This is a genomic window from Halostella litorea, from assembly GCF_004785955.1.
In the GTDB taxonomy this organism is placed as follows: Archaea; Halobacteriota; Halobacteria; order Halobacteriales; family Natronoarchaeaceae; genus Halostella; species Halostella litorea.
Map to the genome: position 1 here is coordinate 85,947 of NZ_SJER01000001.1, position 18,214 is coordinate 104,160.

The following is an 18,214-nucleotide window of genomic DNA, read 5'->3' on the forward strand; positions in this document are numbered from 1 at the left end:
CGGCGACGACGGGTTTGTGGTTTCCGGTCTTCGCGGTCAGCTATCGCCGGCTTCCGCGGCCGCCGCCTCCGCGTCCTCGCCCTCATTCAGTCGCTTCTCGACCCGGTCGCGGTCCTCGGGGTAGCCCACGTCGACGCGCCACCCGTCCATCCGGATGGCGTCGATGGTGCGCCCCGACTGAATGAGCAGGTCGACGGCGTCGGGCAGTTCGTACTCCCCGCGGTCGCTCGGCTGGACGAGGTGACAGGCGTGGAAGATCGCCGGCGTGAACGAGTAGAAGCCGGTCATTACCAGGTTCGACGGCGGGTCGTCGGGCTTCTCGACCAGTTCGACGATCTCCCCGTAGCCGTTGGTGTCACAGACCCCGTATCGGGACGCCTCCTCGATCGGCACCTCCTCGACGAGGAAGGCGGCGTCCGCACGGTCCTCCTGCATGCGGTTCACCACGTCGCCGAGGTTCGCCCGGAACACGTTGTCCCCGAGCATCAACACGAAGTCGTCGTCGATGTGGGGTTCGGCCTGCAGGAGGGCGTGTGCGAGGCCGAGCTGCTCGCGCTGGTGGGCGTACGTGATCGGCACGCCGCGGTACTCGTCGTCGTACCGCTCCATGATCTTCTGTTTCTTGTAGCCGACGACGACGACGAACTCGTCGACCCCGATATCGATGAGGTTGTCGAACACGTCCTCGATGAGCGGCTTCCCGTCGACTTCGACCATCACTTTCGGCTTCTCGTCCGTGAGCGGGCGGAGGCGGGTGCCCTTGCCCGCGGCGAGGATGACGGCTTGCATACCCTAATTCCTGAGCGGAGACGCATAAAAGCGTACCTCCATCGTGCTTATGCCACATATACGTAATACACATATTAGATATTTAAATCAAAAAGAGGTTGGATATAGTAGACGTGATCTTCGTGAATATATTGTTGTCTGATTGTCTTATTCTGAATTCATGATGCCGGTGTTTATAATACATTTTAAACTTTTCTTCTTTTCGTTTCTGTTTCGTAATCATTTCATTCCTATCTATTTAATTTTCAATCTTAGAACAAGTGTCTCCCGATCGATGAAAGGGGTTAAACACTGTCCGTTAGAAGAGACTACCCAGACTCTATCCGCGGTGTTGTGACGACCTATGAATCTCGAGCGATCGACAATACTTCACTTTTCAACGCAGATCGCGATCACCGTCTCGGGTTTCGTTGCGACGTTCGTCATTGCACGGCTACTCGGGTCCTCCTCGCTGGGGGCGTACACCGTAGTCGTCGCGCTCGTGTTCTGGCTCAGTCTGCCCGTTACTGCTATCGGGGAGGCGGTGAACAAGCGCGTTAGCGAAGGAAAACGGCGAGGGGAGTTCCTAACGGCCGGGTTCCTGTTGACTGTCGCCGGTGTTCTACTCGTCGGCGTGCCCCTGCTACTGTTTGATGATCTGTTGAACGAGTATCTCGGCGCGTCGTTGGCCTTGCTGTTCGTGTTCCTGTACGCCAGCAACGCCGGTTTCGAATGGATCCTATCCGCATTAAAGGGTCAAAAGAGAGTAGCTCATTCCGGCGGCGTTCAGGCTATTGAACGGGTGATCCGGACCGCTACGCAGGTGGGGCTCATCTTACTCGGCTGGAAAGTCGGTGGCCTAGTGCTCGGACACGCGTTATCTCTCGGCATCGCCGCTTTGTCCGGTATTGTGTTCTTTCGGGTTCGTCCGGCCGTCCCGTCGGTCGAACAGTTCCGGAGCCTTCTCCGGTATGCTCGGTATTCATGGCTGGGTGCGTTGAAAACCAGGTCCTTCGCTTGGATGGATACGATAGTCCTCTCGTTTTTCGTCGTCGATTCGCTTATCGGCATCTACGAGGTCGCGTGGACCCTTGCCTCGGTATTTGCGCTTGTTAGTATTTCCATTCAAAGAACGCTTTTTCCGGAAGTGAGCGAACTGGGTGTCGAAGAGGAGTACGATCGAATTCGGAGCTTCCTCCGGGAAGGCGTTATATTTACCGGGGTCTTTGGCATCCCCGGACTGTTCGGTGCCGCGATCCTCGGCTCGTCGATCCTTTCGATGTATCGACCGGAGTTCACCCGTGGAGAGACGATCCTGATCGTCCTCATCATCGCTCGCATGGCAGCTGCGTACGGCCGCCAATTCATGAGCGTCATCAATGCGATCGACCGGCCGGACGTTGCCTTCCGGATCAACCTCCTGTTCGTCGTCTCCAATATGGGACTGAACGTCGTGCTCGTGTGGCAGTTCGGGTGGTACGGCGCAGCGGTTGCCACGACCGTTTCCGCCGTGCTCTTGCTTCTCACGGCGTACTATTCGCTGGATTCGCTCATCGGCGCTCCCAAGGTCCCGGTCGGCGAGATCGGGAAACAAGTGCTCGCCGCCACCGTGATGGCGGCCGTAATCGCGCCTCTAAATTATTACTCCCCGGCCGGACATCACTTCACCCTCGGCTTGGTCGGGTTCGGAGCCGCTATCTATGCCGGGTTGCTGTACGCGCTTTCCCCGTACGTTCGAACCAAGTTCCGGACCGTCGTACCCGCAGTTGAAAACTTATGAACCCCATCTAATAATGTCCAGTATGGATCTCGAAGCGCTTGGCTATCTGCGTCGAGTCCGTCAGCGGGTTGAAGCTGATCTCCGTGCGGATCCGTTTCTCCGGGGGATTCTCCTAGGGTCGCTCGTACTCTCAGCATTCGGTATCTGGTATCGGGTACCCAACTTCGCCGGCCCTGACGAATATTCCCGCCTGATTCAGCCGATGAAAACGGCCGGATACGTAGCGACTGATCCGAGTTTCGACTCGTTCCGAACCGGGGTAACTGACGGGAGAGCACTCGGTGCGACGTTTTACCTCTACGGTATCGTCCTCGTCCCGGTGTTCCTCCTCGTCCTCGCCTCGGGCCGGATCGGCGAGTTCGTTTCGCTCGGCGGGCTCAGTTCGCGCTGGGAGCTCTGGCACGCCGCCCCCGACTGGTTCTGGACGCTGAGCATCCTCTTCGGACGGGGGATTAACGTGGTCCTCGCCGTCGGGTGCGTGTACCTCGTGTATCGGATCGGCGCTCGCACGAGAACTCGCCAGACCGGCCGGTACGCGGCGATCCTACTGACGCTCTCGCTCGGGTTCATCGCTGCCGCCCACGAGTTAGCCGAAGACGTTCCCATGCTGTTTTGCTTCCTGTTGGCACTGCTGTTGATAATTCGATATGTGGAGACGGGACGCGGTTCTACCCTCCTTCTCGGGAGCTTCTTCGGGGGGCTTGCTATCGCCTTCAAACTCACTGGCGGGGTAGCAGCAGTGGTTCTGGGCGTCGCCATCATCGTTCGGACGCTGCGTAGCACCGACGGATTCCGCACGGCGTTAGAGCCACGGCTTTACGCGCTTTGTTTCGTCGTCGGTCTCGGGGCGGTGTACGTTGGAATCCCGAGTGCCCTCGTCGGCGGTCCGGAGGCCCTTCTGACCCGGCTCACGCACACCACCACCCGGAAGACGACGGCGCTCCAGTCAACGCCGCCGATATCGTACTGGATGACGCTACAGTACGTCAAATCCCTCGGAGTGCCGCTGTTCGTCGCCTGCCTATGTGGTGTTGCGGCCACCGTGTTCCGGTTCGGTCGGTCGCGCTCGATCCCCGATCATGAACTGCTGTTGCTCGTCGCCCTTTCGACATACGTTGTCGTCTTCTCGCAATGGCAGTTCGTCCGGATGCACCACTTACTACCGACGATTCCGCTCCTGCTTCTCCTATTGGCTCCACGACTTGCTCGTCTACGAAACGAGCACGGCGCTACGGGTCGCGTGGTCGTCGCACTACTGTTACTCTCCACCGCGATGTTTGCGGTCGCCGGCGACGCGAAGTATGCGATGGATCGCCGTGATGACGCGACGGGATGGATGGCCACCGAATTCGGCGAGAACGAGTCGGTGCTGGTGTATGAGAACTCCATCGCAGACGTGGCTGCCGTCCATGGACGGCCGGTAACACACTATGAGTACCGCGAGGAGAACGCGACGTACTCCAGTTCACTTGTATTGAACGAGACGGCGTACACCGAATGGATGGTATCGACGCCACAGCGGGGTCCCGAGTACATCCAACTGACAAGCAGCGATCTGGCCTATCTCTCCCCACTCAGCGCAAGATCGTATCAGTATCCCCGTCGCGCCGAGTACATCAAGACACTGGTGGACGGTGACGGCTACGACTACACGGTCGCCCGTGAGTTCGGCGACCGATCCGTGGAGAAGGAATCTCTCGAAGAGCGGATTCTCAGGGCGGCGATCGATCCGGACGTCCCACAACGGGAGTCATACGTTCTCCTGTTGGAACGGTCCGAAGAATGACGACCAGTCACCCGAGTGGCCGGCAGTTAGTCCCCGACGATGGCGACATCACCCGGAATCGACATATCCCAGATCCCGAAGCTGATCTTCGAGTTCTGCCGGGACCTCGGCGCTCGCTGCTTCGCCCCCTTGCTGACCGCTCTCGTACGATACGTCCGCGTCGCGCGCGACGATCTTCGTGTCGAAGTCCTGCCATGCGACCGTTGCCTTGTCGTTCCACGGGGCAACGGTCAGAACTTGATCCGTCGTCGTCTCGGTGCGGTCGTTGCCCTGCCACTCCCGCGGCGCGTCTAAGCCGACCGCCCCGAGGATCGTCGGCGGTAGGTCAATAAGGCTCAGTGGGCCGTCCTCCATTTGGATCCCGTCGAACTTCACTGGGACCTGAATCAGGAAGTCGTCGACTCGCCGTTTGTGTGCCTGATGATAGTAGAACCCGGCATCGCCAAACCCCTCCCCATGGTCCGAGGTAAAGACGGTTACCGGATCCGAATCGAGCCGTTCGAGAAGATATCGAACGTTCTCGTCGGCCCGCCGGATGGCGTCCCTGTACGCCGATTCGATCCGCCCTTTCTCGTCCGAAGACAGTTTGTCCGGCGAGAAAAACGCCTTCTGGTCTAGCTCCTGTGAGATGCCGACGCCGTCCGGTCCGTACGGTCGGTGTGTTTCCATCAGGTGGACCCACAGAAACCGAGGCGACGAGGCGGCGTTAAATCGCTCTATGGCCGATTCGATCATCTCCCGATCCCGGGGGCGGTTCTCGCTCTTTGCCTGTGGCGGATACAGTTTGTAGTAGATCCACCGCAGCGGGTCGAACCCTGCAAGATACTGTCGGAGTTTGCTACCCTGGTTACCCAGTTCGATGAACGTTTCGTACTCATCAAATCCAGCGTCGAATCCGAACGATGCGTCGGTGTTTGGGGTTGGAGAGAGACCAATACAGGTGTATCCGCTGTCCGAAAGTGTCTCCGCGAGGGTCGGCGACGCGACGTTGGCTTCTACCGCGGCCCTGTACTGCGCCGAGTGTAGCGCAGCGAGACTCGGCCGAGTGTAGTGACTCGCCGTGACCCCCAGCTGCGTGTCCCACGACGAGAGGAACTCGAACGTATCCTCGTAATCACTCCGGACGGAATCGGCGGTTACGAGAACGATATCCTCCATCGACCCGCGGTTATCAGACTGCGTAATTATAAGTTTGGATCCCGCCGTTTACCGGATCCAGGTTACGAAGATGGTTCGTGCGAGCCCGACGGCGTATCCGAACTTCGGCTTCTTGGTCTCACCGCTCTCCCGCTGTTTGATCGTCACCGGTATCTCCGTGATCCGCAGGCCCTTCTTGCGAGCCTCAATGATCAGTTCCGGCGCGCTGAACCGTTCCTCGGTGAGGGTGAGTTTGTCGAGATCGGCGCCGCGGATCGCTCGAAACCCGTTAGTACAGTCAGTGATGTCCGCCCTCGTGGTCAAGTTTATCAATGCCGTAAATGCCCGTATACCACTCTGTCTGGTGAGGCCGTTGTTCGAATTGTCGGCCCCGATGTACCGCGATCCGAGCACGTAATCCGCCTCGTTATCTACTATCGGACCGACGAGCCTCCCGAGCTGGTCCGCCGGATGTTGGCCATCGGCGTCCATCGTGACGACAACGTCCGCCCCGTGTTTGCTCGCTATTTGGAAGCCGGTCCGAAGCGCACTCCCCTGTCCCTGATTGATCGGGTGCTCGACTACGATCGCAGAGGAATCGCTGACTACGTCAGCCGTGCCATCGGTTGACCCGTCGGAGACAACTACTGGGTACGTCTCGAGCCCCCGTACTTCATCGGGGAGTTCATCGATCACACCCTGTACGCTCGCGGACTCGTTGTACGCAGGAATCACGATGAACAGCGTCTCCGCATCCGGCGTAATAGTCACGTCGGCCGCTTGCTCCGCAGCGAGGTTACGAGTGAGGTCGTTGATCGAGACCTGGTTTTTCCGAATGAGGGTCGCGAGATACAGAATGAGAAACACGAACGCGGTGTTCGCGATCAGGGAGACGACCAGCGAGCGACTCTCGATGTTCAGGAACGCGCCGATACTACCGTAGAGGTCCGGTAGGAGACCAACCGTCACTATCCCGAGCGAGAGCAGTATTGCGATGAGGAATTCGGTCTTCGAGAACGTCTTCCGGTATCGGTCGAAACCCCAGAAGAACACTGCGGCGGCGACGGCGATCAGTACCCACTGGAGGGCGGCGTTTTCCAGCCCCGCAGTGAGTTGCAGGTAGGCGTCGGGGACCAGCATTCAGTGGGTATCAGATATTCGACCTACTTGTTTGTTTCTACGACCGATGAACGAAGACACCAAGTGAATGAGGGAACACTGCTCTGAGGATGACCGACCAGGCTGCCGTACTCTCTATCGACCTGGAGTTCTTCTCCCATATTCCGGCGTATAGGAACGCCAGGGGGACCTCACGCCGGACAGATATCGGCACGGATGGAGTGGACGATCTGTTGGCTGCGTTCGGTGAGGCGGAAGCGACCGGGACGTTCTTTGTAGTATCCGATGTCGCCGAGGGGAATCCATCGCTCATACGGCGAGTCGTGGACGCCGGCCACGAGATCTGCTCGCACACTCACAGCCATCGACACCTATCCGAACTCTCACCCAAGGAGCGACGAACTGAACTCGAGAGATCGCGTCGCGTGTTAAGGTGCGTCACCGGGGCGGACGTAAACGGGTTCCGGGCGCCGTCGTTCGATATCACCGACGACCACTTCCAACTACTGGACGACACCGGTTACGAGTACGATTCCAGCGTGATCGCCTGCCGCTCCATCCCAGGTTGGTACGGAGGCGAGTACGACGCCGAGCGACCCTGCTCCGCAAGGGCCATCTCCGCAAACTCCCCCGATCATCTCCGAGAACTTCCGGTGAGTGTCATGCCGGGGCTTCGACTACCGTTGACCGGAACTTGGCTACGGTTCTTCGGCGTACGGTACACGCTTCTCGGTATGAAACTGCTGGCCCGACGGGGGATCGCCCCAGTACTGTATATTCACCCCTGGGAACTCGTTGACCTCCCCTCGGTCAATGGCGTCCCCTCGCGGGTGTACTGGCGGACGGGGAGGTGGATGCGGCGAGCGGTACGACGGATCCTTGCAGCCCCCTTCGACTTCGTATCGGCGAACTCGGTGGTTCACGATGAGTGACCTCCGCTCCTACACGGTTCGGGCCCTGCAGTACGGACTCGCCGTAGCCGCACTCGCGTGGCTCCTTCAGCAGACTGACTGGACCCGAAGCTTCCGGCTCCTGGTGAGTCTTTCCCGGGGTACGGTCGCCGCACTGTTTCTCATCACATTGCTTGAGTTCGTCTCCAGGTTCTCGATGTGGCACTCCCTGTTGAACATCCGCTACGAGTCCACCTTCGGTGTTGCCGCTCGGATCGATCTGGTGATCAAGTTCGTCAATCACGTCATCCCCTCCCGCGTGTCAGGGCATTCGATGGCCCCCGCGGTCCTCCATCACTACACCGACCACGACTGGACGGAATCAGTCGCCCTCGCGGGACTGAACACCGGGCTCTACGCGCTACTCTACGGTGCGGTCGCCGGAATCGGGCTGTTGTTCTTTGCGACCGAGTTCTCCTACGGGGTATTACTTCTGGTCGGCCTGTCCACCGCCGTTTACGTCACCGTCGCAGCAGTAATCCTCCTCACCGGGCGCAACGCACAGCGGGTCACTGGGATCGGGGGACGCGGAGCCGCACTGCTGGAACGCATTCCGTATGCAGGTGAGAAAATGTCGGTCCTGGCGGCGAAACTCCCCTCGTTCGCCGGCGAATCGGCTACGACGTTCCGGGAACTCTGCCGCGCCCGGCGTTCGCTGGCCGTTTACGCCGCCGCCTGGACCTGTACGCTTATGGTATTTCCGGGCCTTCGCGTCTGGTTGTTGTTGGCGGCGGCCGACGTATCGTCGGTTGCCGCATGGCTGCTGCCGTTGGCGCTCGTAGTCGGATACAGCGTGACGGTGATGCCACTGACGCCGGGCGGGATCGGCGTCGCCGAGGCGTCTGCGTCCTTGGTCCTCATTTCGCTTGGTATCCCCGAACAGGTAGCCGCATCGGTGATCGTCGTAGACCGACTTCTGGGCGTCTATCTCCCCGCGCTCGTGGGTTGGGTTCCCGTCTCCCGACTTGACCTCCGGGAGTTGGTTTCCGACTGGACGTAACAAACAGAAGGTATATTGCGGCGATACCCCGTGATACGGGTATGACTCGGACCTTTGTCCTCGGCCTCGACGGGGCCAGTTGGCGCCTCGTGGAACCGTGGATCGAAGCTGGCGACCTCCCGAATTTAAGCCAACTCCGAAACGAGGGGACGTGGGCGACGAGTCGGAGCTGTCTCCCCCCGGTTACGTTCCCGAACTGGAAGTGCTATTCTGCAGGGAAAAACCCCGGTAAGTTCGGCGTGTACTGGTTCGAGCGGATCGATCTTGAAAGAGGCCGTATCGACGTAATGAACGGCCAGAACTTCAAAACGGCCGAGCTGTGGGACTATCTGAACGACGCGGGCTACAGCGCCGGTGTGGTCAACATGCCGACGATGTATCCGCCGCGGGAACTCGACGGCATCGTGGTCGCCGGCGGTCCCGACGCCGTGAGCGGTGAGTACCGCTCCATCGACTCGGGATACGCGTCCCCGAGTTCGTTCGTCGAGCGGCTCGAGACCGAGTACGACTATCAGGTACACCCGGAGCCGTTGCTCTCCTCGAACGAGGAACGCGGTGAGGAGGTCGACGCCATCCTCGAACTCCTCGACAAGCGACTACAGGTCGCCTACGATCTGTACGTCGAGGACGAACTGGACTTCGTCCACGTCACGCTGTTCTACCTGAACGTCCTCCACCACTTCTTCTGGGATGAGGAGCCCACGAAGCGGGCGTGGAAGCTCGTCGACGAGTGGGTCGGGGAGCTCTCCGAACTCGAAGGAACTAACCTAGTCCTGATGTCCGACCACGGGTCGGCGGCGACGACGACTGAGTTCTACATCAACGAGTGGCTCGCGGAAAACGGATACCAGCGTCGGACACGCTCCGCCGAATACTACTTTCGGAAGATCGGGCTCACCAGAGAGAACGCTCTCAGGTTAGCAAAGCGAGCGGGCTTGGTCAACTTCCTGGCCAACACGGTCCCGGAAAGCGTACAGGAACTCGTCCCGCAGTCGGCGGGTGCGAAACGCGAGCGTAAACTGGAACAGGTCGTCCTATCTGAGACACGGGCGGTAGCGAGCGCGCAGGGTCCAGTATACCTCAACCCGGATTTCGACGCCGACGAGGTTTCGGAGCGTCTCATCGAAGACCTTCGGGAGGTTTCCGACGAGAATGGCGACCCCATCTTCACGGATGTATACCGGGGTGACGAGGTGTATGACGGACCATACGTCGGTGATGGACCGGAGGTAGTCGTCGACCAGCGGCCGGGGATCCACGTGAACGACGGCATGGGACGCGGCGTCGTTCAGACAAAGCCCGACCGCTGGGCCGCTGAAAACACGCGGGACGGGATATTCGTCGCGTCAGGTCCGGACTTCGAGGCGCGTGGCGAGATCGACCCGATATCCATTACCGACATCGCACCGACCGTTCTGACGGCGTATGGCCTCGACGTGCCGACGGATATGGATGGGAGTATCATTCCATCGTTGGCCGACGGTCCCACTGGGTCGCGTGACCCGATCCGGATCGACACGGCCAATGGGTCCGCTAGCGACGACGTCGCTGATCGCCTGAAACAGCTCGGCTACATGGAGTAGCTTCACGATCCCCGCATCCGGGGAAAGGCCCATATACGGTATCGTTGGCAACACTAGCATGTCGACGCCCCCCAACGTCCTCTGGATCACCCTCGACAGCGTCCGTGCCGACCACACGACGATGGGCGGGTACCGCCGGGACACGACCCCCAACATCCGGGCTATCGCGGAGGAGGACGGCGGGACCTACTTCTCGAACTGCTTCGCCGTCGGGAACGCCACCGCGTCGTCGGCCGCCTCGATCCTCACGGGCGTGTACCCGTCCCGACACGGTCACAAGATGTCGAACGAGGCGGTTCCCCGGGAACTCGCCACCGTCGCAGAACGGTTCCGCAATGCGGGCTACGCGACCGCGGGGATCAGCCGCAACTCCTACGTCAGCTCCGGGACGGGACTCGACAGGGGGTTCGACCGGTTCGAGTGGCTCGCCTCGTCGACGCTGCTCGACGCGCTCTCTCCGAAGACGCTCGCCAAGTACCTCGTCAACGTCCGCCGGCACTCGGCCGGGCTGACGGCCGACACCGCGAAGCACGCGACGCCGTACCTCGTCAACGAACTGGGGAAACGCTGGCTGGCGGATCTCGCGGACGAGCAGCCGTTCTTCGCGTACGTTCACTACAACGAACCGCACAGGCCGTACTACCCGCCGCGCCCCTACCTCGACCGGTACACGGACGGAATCGGCGTTTCCGCGAGTGAAGCGGCGGAGATAGCGATGCGGGTCCACGAGGACACCGACGGGATCATCGCCCGGGGGTACGACCTCTCGGCGGAGGAGGAGCGGGCGCTGGTGGCGATGTACGACGCGGAGATCGCCTACACCGACGAGATGGTCGGGCGGCTGGTCGACCACGTCCGGTCGCTGGATCTGGGCGACACCGTCGTCGTCGTCACCGCGGACCACGGCGAACTGTTCGGCGAACGCGGGCTGCTCGCCCACCGGGTCGCGCTCAACGACGCGGTGACGCACGTCCCGCTGGTCGTGTCCGGACTCGACGTGGACTACCCGTCGGACGCGCTGGTCCAGCATCCCGACCTGGTGAGGACGCTCGTCGATATCGCGGGCGCGTCCACGGCCGGCCTGCAGGGGCTCGACATGCGCGAGTCGGTCAGGGACCACGCGATATCACAGCGTCCCGGAACGAGCTTCGAGCAGTATCTGGACCACGACCCGGAGTTCGACGCCGACCGCTTCCACGCGGGGATGGTCACCAGCCTCCGCACGTCGGAGTTCCGCTACGACCGGAGCGACGACGACTCGCGGCTGTTCGCCCTCCCGGACGAGACGACGGACGTCGCCGACGAGTACCCGGACGTGGTCGCCGAACTCGACGGGGAACTCTCCGAGTGGCTCGCGGCGGAGGGCCAGCCGATAGCGACCGGCGAGGGAGACGACATGTCGGACGCAATGCGTAAGCAGCTCCGGGACCTCGGCTACGTGGAATAATGCGTCTCGGCAGAACCACCCTCATCCACTTCGCGACGCAGGTCGGCGTCTCCCTGGCGGGATTTCTCGCCACGTTCGCCATCGCGCGCTTCCTCGGGGCGGGCACGCTCGGCACCTACGCCGTCGCGGTGGCGCTGCTGTTCTGGCTCAACGTCCCCGCGAACGCGGTCGGCAACGCGATCAACAAGCGCGTCAGCGAGGGCGTCGACCGCGGAGCCTTCATCGGGTCCGGCCTCCTCATCAACGGCGTCATCGCCGCCGCGCTCGCGGTGCTCGTCGTCGCGTTCGCGGAGCAGGTCGACGCCTACGTCGGCGCGCCGGTGAGCGGGCTCGTCGCCGCGCTCGTCGTCGGCAACGTGGCGCTGCTGACGGTGATCGGGGCCCTCAACGGGCAGAAGCGGGTGGCCCACACGGGCGGACTGCGGGCGGTCGAACGGGTCGCCCGGACGGGGCTTCAGGTGGGGTTCATCCTGCTGGGGTACAAACTGACCGGGCTGCTCGTCGGGCACGCGGCGTCGCTCGGCGCGGCCGCCGTCCTCGGCCTCCTGCTGTTCGAGGTGCGGCCGTCGCCGCCGTCCCGCGAACACGTCCGCAGCCTGCTCGAATACGCGCGGTACTCGTGGCTCGGCACGCTCAAGACCCGCGCGTTCGGCTGGATGGACACCATCGTCCTCGCCCTCTTCGTCCCGTCGGCGCTCATCGGGATCTACGAGGTGACGTGGACGCTGGCGTCGACGCTGGCGCTCGTGAGCAACTCGGTCCAGCAGACGCTGTTCCCCGAGTTGAGCGAACTCGGCGTCGAGGAGAACTACGACCGGGTCCACCACTACCTGAACGAGGGGCTGGTGTTCACCGGCGTGTTCGCCATCCCGGGGCTGTTCGGCGCGGCGGTGATCGGCCCGCGGATCCTCAAGATATACCGACCGGAGTTCACCCGCGGGGCGACGGTCCTGCTCGTGCTCATCGCGGCCCGCACGCTCGCTGCCTACGGCACGCAGTTCCTGAACGCCGTCAACGCCATCGACCGGCCGGACGTCGCCTTCCGGATCAACGCCGCGTTCGTCGCCGCGAACGTCGTCCTCAACGTCGCCCTCGTCTACCGGTTCGGCTGGTACGGGGCCGCCGTCGCCACGGCGCTCTCGGCCGCGCTGATGCTCGCGCTGGGCTACGCCGCGCTGACGTCGCTCATCGGCCGCCCGAACGTCCCGGTCCGGGAGATCGCCCACGAGGTCGGCGCGAGCGCCGCGATGGCCGCCGCGGTGTACGGCCTCGTGCAGGTCCTGCCGGGGTCCCACTACGCGACGGTCCTGCTCGTCGCCGTCGGGGCCGCCGTGTACGCCGGCCTCCTCGTCGCGCTGTCGACGCGCGTTCGGGAGAAAGCGGTCGGCCTGCTGCCGGCGCGGATCGGGGCGTAGATCGGCCGCCGCAGCGTGGACCGTTCTACCGGGCGAGCGCGCGCAGGATCCCGTCGTACCGCCGAACCGCGGCGTCGAACGAGTACTCCGCCTCGACGAGTTCGCGGGCGTTCCCGCTCGCCGCCGCCGGGTTCTCGTCGTCGAGTATCCGGGTGATCCGCGTCGCGATCGCTTCGGGCGTCGACTCCGTCATCCGGTACCCGGTCTCGCCGGCGCGGACGACGTCGGGGACCCCCGACACCGGCGTCGCGTACGCCGGCGTCCCGCAGGCCATCGCTTCGAGGATCGTCGTCGGCAGGCCCTCGGTCGGCCGTGACGGCATCACGAGCAGGCGGAGGTCGTTCAGCGCCGCGGGCACGTCGTCGTGGTCGACCCAGCCGGCCAGTTCGACGCTCCCGTCCGCGACCTCGTCCGCCAGTTCGCGGGCCAGCCAGTCGGAGAGGTCGCCGTCCCCGACGAACCGGAACGTCACGTCGTCGGGGAGCCGCTTCGCCACGGCGGCCAGCGTCCGGACGCCCTTCTCCTCGTCGATGCGGCCGAGGAAGCCGACCGTCCGGCCGCGGTCCTCGTAGGGCACGTCGACGTCGAACTCGTCGGTGTCGACGTACCGCGCGCCGTTGGGGTGGAGCTTCTCCCCGTACCCATCGAGGCCCAGTTCCGCCGCCATCCCGGGCGTGTAGGTGACGATCCCGTCGGCCAGCCGGTAGTTGATCCGTTCGAGGGACCACACCGCGCCCGCGAGCGCCCGTGCGACCGGCGACGGGACGCGCTCCTCCCAGTTCAGGCGCAGCGTCAGCGGCACGTCGCCGCGCGGTTCGAGGACGACGGTCCGCCCGAGCAGCGTCGCGGCCACGACCGGGAGCAGGTACGACGTCGCGCCGAAGAAAAGCACCACCTCCTCGTCGCGGTCGGCGATCGCCTTGCACATCCGCAACTGGTTCAGGGCGAAGCGGACCGCGGCGACGACGATGCCGGAGCCGGCCCCCTTCCGCGAGACCTCTATCAGTTCGTGCCGGTCGCGGATCGCCGAGTCGGCCGGCAGGTCGGCGGTGACGAGCGAGACGGCGGTGACCGCCGAGAGCACCTCCAGCAGCGTCCGCGTCGCGTTCTCGCCGGCCGCCGAGAGCGGGTGGGTGACGACGCAGACGCCCGGGTGGTCGCCGTCGGGTCGGGTGTCGTCGCCCTGCTCCGCGTCGGCATCGTCCCCGCCGCCGTCGGTGTCCGTCACCATTTCCACGCCCCGTACACGTACCCCAGCCCGACGACGCCGGTGAACACGAGCAGCGCGACCGCCTGCAGCGCCTGCGTCGCCGAGGGTCCGGTCACCGCCCGCTTCACCCGGTTCGGGAAAAACCGGAACAGCAACTTTCCGAGAAACGCGCTCTCCTCGTCGCCGGAGTCGGGCACCAGCGTCTCCATCGCCCGCTTCGAGTAGCCCTGCCAGAACGCCCGGTTCAGCAGCCACATCGGGTCCGTGCGGTACTCGAACACCTTGTGGGCCACCTCGGCGTCGGGCACGTAGTAGACGCCCTGACCGTACTCCCGCCCGAGCCGGGCACAGAGCTCCGTCTCGCCGCCCTGCAGGTTCTTGTCCCCCTTCCGGCCACCGATGTCCGGGTCGAAGCCGTCCAGGTCGAGGAAGGCGTCGCGGCGAAAGGAGATGTTCGAGCCGAACGTGTTGCGGACCTCGCCGGGGCCGTCGGCGAACCCGCGGTGGGTGACGCCGACGAGCCAGTAGAACTCGCTTGGCAGGTAGGCGGGCTTGCCTGCGACCCACGCCGGAACCATCTTCCCGCCGGCGGCGACCGCGTCGTGGCTCTCATAGGCGTCGACGAGGCGGGCGACCCACGCCTCGTCGGCGACGGCGTCGTCGTCGATGAACGCGACGACGTCCCCGCTCGCCAGCTCCGCGCCGCGGTTGCGGCTCCGCAACAGCCCGACGTTCTCGTCGTTGCAGTGGACGACGATGCCGTCGCGGTCGCCGTACTCGCCGCGGACGCGCTCGTACACCGGTTCGGTCCCGTCGACCACCACGACCAGTTCCACGTCGTCGTGCGTCTGGGCGAGGACGCTGTCGGCCGCCTCCCGGAAGTCGTCGTAGGCGTCCATCGAGTACGTGCACAACACGACCGAGACCTTCATCGCCCCCACGTTCGACCCCCCGACGCTTGTCGTTTTTCATCGCCGAGACGCCGCCGGGACCGCGTCGCCGTCCGCCCGCCGGTGCACCGCTCCGTATCACAAGGCCTATAGGCGTTTTCGAAGTTGCTTCACCCAATGAGTAGCGAGACAGAAACCGTCGATGAGGAGGCCGCGAGCGAGCGGTCCCCTCTCGATATCTGGGAGGACTGGTACCACGTACCGGTGCTCTCGGTGCTGGTCGCGTTCATGTTCTGGACACGGATCCAGGCCCGCGACCGGTTCGTCAGCGGCGACCAGATCCTGTTCAGGGGTAACGACGCGTACTACCACCTCCGGGAGATCCAGTACACCGTCAATAACTGGCCGTTTACGATGGGCTTCGACCCGTGGACGCACTTCCCGTTCGGCAACGCGTCCGGCGGCCAGTTCGGGTCCCTGTTCGACCAGATCGTCGCCACGGCGGCGCTCGTCGTCGGCCTCGGCAACCCGTCGGACCAGACCGTCCGGACGGTCCTGCTGTACGCGCCCGCCGTCTTCGGCACGCTGACGGCGATCCCCGTCTACTACCTCGGGAAGCACTACGCCGGCCGCCTCTCCGGTGTGTTCGGCGTGCTTGTGTACGCCCTGATCCCCGGGACGATCCTCACCCGCGCGACGGTCGGCTTCGGCGACCACCACATCGCCGAGGCCTTCTTCCTCTCCATCGCCCTCCTGATGGTCGCCCGCGCCCTCCGGGTCGCCCAGCGCGAGAAGCCGGTGTACGAACTCGTCGTCGACCGCGACTGGGAGACGCTCCGCCGCCCGATAGTCGCGAGCGTCCTCGCGGGCGTCGCCATCGCGCTGTACATGTGGACCTGGCCGCCCGGCGTGATGTTCGTCGGCATCCTTGGCGCGTTCTTCGCGCTCTCGTTGTCGGTCGACTACGTCCGCGGCCGGAGCCCGGACCACACGGCGTTCGTCGGCGTGGTCTCGATGGCAACGACGCTCGTCATGCTCGTCCCCAAGACGGGGTCGCTGGGCTTCTCGACGACGACCATCTCGCTCACGCAGTACTTCCTCGTGTTCGCCGTCGGGGCCGGCTGTGCGTTCATGGCGTGGCTGGCGCGGGAGTGGGACGACCGGGACCTGTCGCGGCTCGGCTACCCCGGCGCCATCGCCGGCGGGATCCTCGTCGGGACGGTCCTGCTCGCGGTCATCGTGCCCGACGCGTTCAACCTGATACTCAACAACGTCGAGCGCGTGATGGCGTTCGGGCAGAGCGACACGTCGCGGACGGTCGCCGAGGTCCAGGCGGTGCCGCTGGACAGCGTCGGCCAGTACATGACCGGCCAGTTCGGGCTGACCTACCTCACCGCCGCGCTCGGGCTGTTCTGGCTCCTCTCGCACCTCGCCTTTGTCGGCGATGACTACCGGCCCGACGAACTCCTGCTCGTCGTCCTGACGGTCTTCTTCACGCTGATGGCGCTGACCCAGCGCCGCTTCTTCTACTACCTCGCGATCCCCGTGTTCGTGTTGAACGCGTGGGTGTTCGGGCAGATAATCCGGATGCTGAACGTGCCGACGACCGTCGACCGCCTCGGCGACATCGAGGGGTACCAGGTGATCACGCTCGTCGCCGTCCTCCTGCTGGTGACCGTGCCGCTCGCGTCACCGTTCGCCGCCTCGACGGCGACCAGCGCCGCAACCCAGACCGGCCCCGCGGACTCCACCTACTGGGCCGAGAGCGGCAACTGGCTGCAGAACAACACGCCCGCCCCGGGCACCTACGGCAACCCGGACGGCGAGCCGATGGAGTTCTACGGGACCTACGAGCAAACCGAGGACTTCGACTACCCCGAGGGCGCGTACGGCGTGATGTCGTGGTGGGACTACGGCCACTGGATCACCGTCGAGGGCGAGCGCATCCCGAACGCCAACCCGTTCCAGCAGGGGCCGCGTCCCGCCTCGGCGTTCTTCCAGACGACGAACGAGACCCGCGCCGAACTGATCCTGGAGGCGCTCCCGTCGCTTGACGACCGCGACGAGCACATCAGCAACCTCTCGAACGAGGAGCTCCGGACGATAGTCGACCAGCAGAGCCAGCAGGAGGCGAGCGAGGACACCCGCTACGTGATGATCGACGACCAGATGGCGAGCAACAAGTTCTCGCCGATCACGCGGTGGGCAGGTCCGAATTACGCTGACTACGTCGGCGTCCAGGAGTACACCATCGGCCAGAACCGGACGGCCAACCTCCAGGGCATGAACGAGCGGTTCGAGAACACGATGCTGTCCCGGCTGTACTACCACGACGGCCAGCAGCTCTCGCACTACCGGCTCGTCCACGAGACGGAGTCCGACACGACGATACTCTCGCTCGCCCGGCAGACCCAGAGCGGCGTCGAGTCGACCGGGTTCATCAACCGGCGGCTGACGTCGCAGGTGTACAACAGCCTCCAGAACCCGACCTCCGGGCTGGTGCCCTACGACGTGCGCCAGGAGTCGACCGTGAAGACGTACGAGCGCGTCGAGGGCGCGACCCTCGAAGGGAGCGTCAACACGACGAACGCGACGTCCGTGACCGCGTACGTCACGCTCAACGGGACGGCTGACCAGCGCCAGTTCAGCTACTACCAGACCGTCGAGACCGACGCGAACGGGAACTTCGAGATGACGGTGCCGTACCCGACCAACGAGACGCTCGGCCCCGAGGACGGCTACACCAACTCCAGCGTCCGCGCGGCGACCAACTACACCGTGTTCACGGGCAGCCTGGAGGACCAGGACGTCCAACTCGTGACCGGGCAGACGCTGTTCCGGAACATCGATCAGCCGGCACAGATGGGGCAGGCCGACGTCCCCGAGTCGGCGATCCACGAGGGCGACACCATCACCGTCGAGATGGAGTCGCTTGGCGGCAACGCCACCGACGGGAACGCCACTGACGGCAACACGTCCACCGGGAACGCCACCGACGGCGACACGTCGGGCGGCAACACCACGGACGGCAATACCACCGACGGGAACACCTCCGACGGAAGCGGTTCCGACGGCACGACAACGACGGCGGCGGTCGACGCGCGGCAGGCGTCGGTCGCGACCCCCTGA

At 63.9% G+C, this 18,214-nt stretch carries 13 protein-coding genes; 8 read left to right on the top strand and 5 right to left on the bottom strand.

Translation table 11 applies throughout. The features are described from left to right. Positions 1–36: 36 nt before the first annotated feature. Positions 37–789: a UTP--glucose-1-phosphate uridylyltransferase AglF gene (aglF, locus tag EYW40_RS05945; protein ID WP_135820716.1), complete on the bottom strand. Its 753-nt coding sequence runs from the start codon at positions 787–789 to the stop codon at positions 37–39. Between the two features lie 343 nt (positions 790–1,132). Between aglF and EYW40_RS05950 the strand changes: the two genes are divergently transcribed. Together EYW40_RS05950 and EYW40_RS05955 are read left to right on the top strand one after the other, a co-directional pair. Further along, positions 1,133–2,548: an oligosaccharide flippase family protein gene (locus EYW40_RS05950; RefSeq protein ID WP_135820717.1), complete on the top strand. Its 1,416-nt coding sequence runs from the start codon at positions 1,133–1,135 to the stop codon at positions 2,546–2,548. 22 nt (positions 2,549–2,570) lie between these two features. Beyond that, the gene (locus EYW40_RS05955; protein WP_161973166.1) at positions 2,571–4,334 is read left to right on the top strand and encodes an ArnT family glycosyltransferase; all 1,764 of its coding nucleotides are present in this window, start codon (positions 2,571–2,573) and stop codon (positions 4,332–4,334) included. A gap of 48 nt (positions 4,335–4,382) precedes the next feature. Here the strand turns inward: EYW40_RS05955 and EYW40_RS05960 are convergent, their stop codons facing one another. Both EYW40_RS05960 and EYW40_RS05965 read right to left on the bottom strand, forming a co-directional pair. Beyond that, positions 4,383–5,492: a sulfatase-like hydrolase/transferase gene (locus EYW40_RS05960; RefSeq protein ID WP_135820719.1), complete on the bottom strand. Its 1,110-nt coding sequence runs from the start codon at positions 5,490–5,492 to the stop codon at positions 4,383–4,385. Between the two features lie 48 nt (positions 5,493–5,540). Continuing rightward, complete coding sequence (locus EYW40_RS05965) at positions 5,541–6,611, bottom strand: DUF2304 family protein (RefSeq protein ID WP_135820720.1); 1,071 nt, start codon at positions 6,609–6,611, stop codon at positions 5,541–5,543. A gap of 89 nt (positions 6,612–6,700) precedes the next feature. Between EYW40_RS05965 and EYW40_RS05970 the strand changes: the two genes are divergently transcribed. The 5 genes from EYW40_RS05970 to EYW40_RS05990 are packed head-to-tail and all read left to right on the top strand — an operon-like array spanning position 6,701 to position 12,985. Then, positions 6,701–7,522: a polysaccharide deacetylase family protein gene (locus tag EYW40_RS05970; RefSeq protein ID WP_135820721.1), complete on the top strand. Its 822-nt coding sequence runs from the start codon at positions 6,701–6,703 to the stop codon at positions 7,520–7,522. Next, positions 7,515–8,540 (top strand): lysylphosphatidylglycerol synthase transmembrane domain-containing protein, encoded by a 1,026-nt coding sequence (locus EYW40_RS05975; protein ID WP_161973167.1) that lies wholly within the window; start codon positions 7,515–7,517, stop codon positions 8,538–8,540. The genes EYW40_RS05970 and EYW40_RS05975 overlap by 8 nt, the downstream gene beginning before the upstream one ends. 41 nt (positions 8,541–8,581) lie before the next feature. Next, positions 8,582–10,123, top strand: coding sequence for an alkaline phosphatase family protein (locus EYW40_RS05980; RefSeq protein WP_135820723.1), 1,542 nt, complete (start codon positions 8,582–8,584; stop codon positions 10,121–10,123). A 58-nt stretch (positions 10,124–10,181) separates the two neighbouring features. Next, the gene (locus EYW40_RS05985; RefSeq protein WP_135820724.1) at positions 10,182–11,570 is read left to right on the top strand and encodes a sulfatase; all 1,389 of its coding nucleotides are present in this window, start codon (positions 10,182–10,184) and stop codon (positions 11,568–11,570) included. After that, a complete protein-coding gene (locus EYW40_RS05990) occupies positions 11,570–12,985 on the top strand; it encodes a lipopolysaccharide biosynthesis protein (RefSeq protein ID WP_135820725.1) in 1,416 nt (471 codons plus the stop codon). Before EYW40_RS05985 ends, EYW40_RS05990 begins: the two co-directional genes overlap by 1 nt. A gap of 25 nt (positions 12,986–13,010) precedes the next feature. Here EYW40_RS05990 and EYW40_RS05995 read toward each other — a convergent pair whose 3' ends face one another. Together EYW40_RS05995 and aglG are read right to left on the bottom strand one after the other, a co-directional pair. After that, positions 13,011–14,216, bottom strand: coding sequence for a glycosyltransferase family 4 protein (locus tag EYW40_RS05995; RefSeq protein WP_135820726.1), 1,206 nt, complete (start codon positions 14,214–14,216; stop codon positions 13,011–13,013). Beyond that, positions 14,210–15,127 (bottom strand): glucosyl-dolichyl phosphate glucuronosyltransferase, encoded by a 918-nt coding sequence (aglG, locus tag EYW40_RS06000; RefSeq protein ID WP_135820727.1) that lies wholly within the window; start codon positions 15,125–15,127, stop codon positions 14,210–14,212. The genes EYW40_RS05995 and aglG overlap by 7 nt, the downstream gene beginning before the upstream one ends. Before the next feature lie 135 nt (positions 15,128–15,262). On the opposite strand from aglG, the gene EYW40_RS06005 reads away from it, so the two are divergent. After that, positions 15,263–18,214 (top strand): oligosaccharyl transferase, archaeosortase A system-associated, encoded by a 2,952-nt coding sequence (locus EYW40_RS06005; protein WP_135820728.1) that lies wholly within the window; start codon positions 15,263–15,265, stop codon positions 18,212–18,214.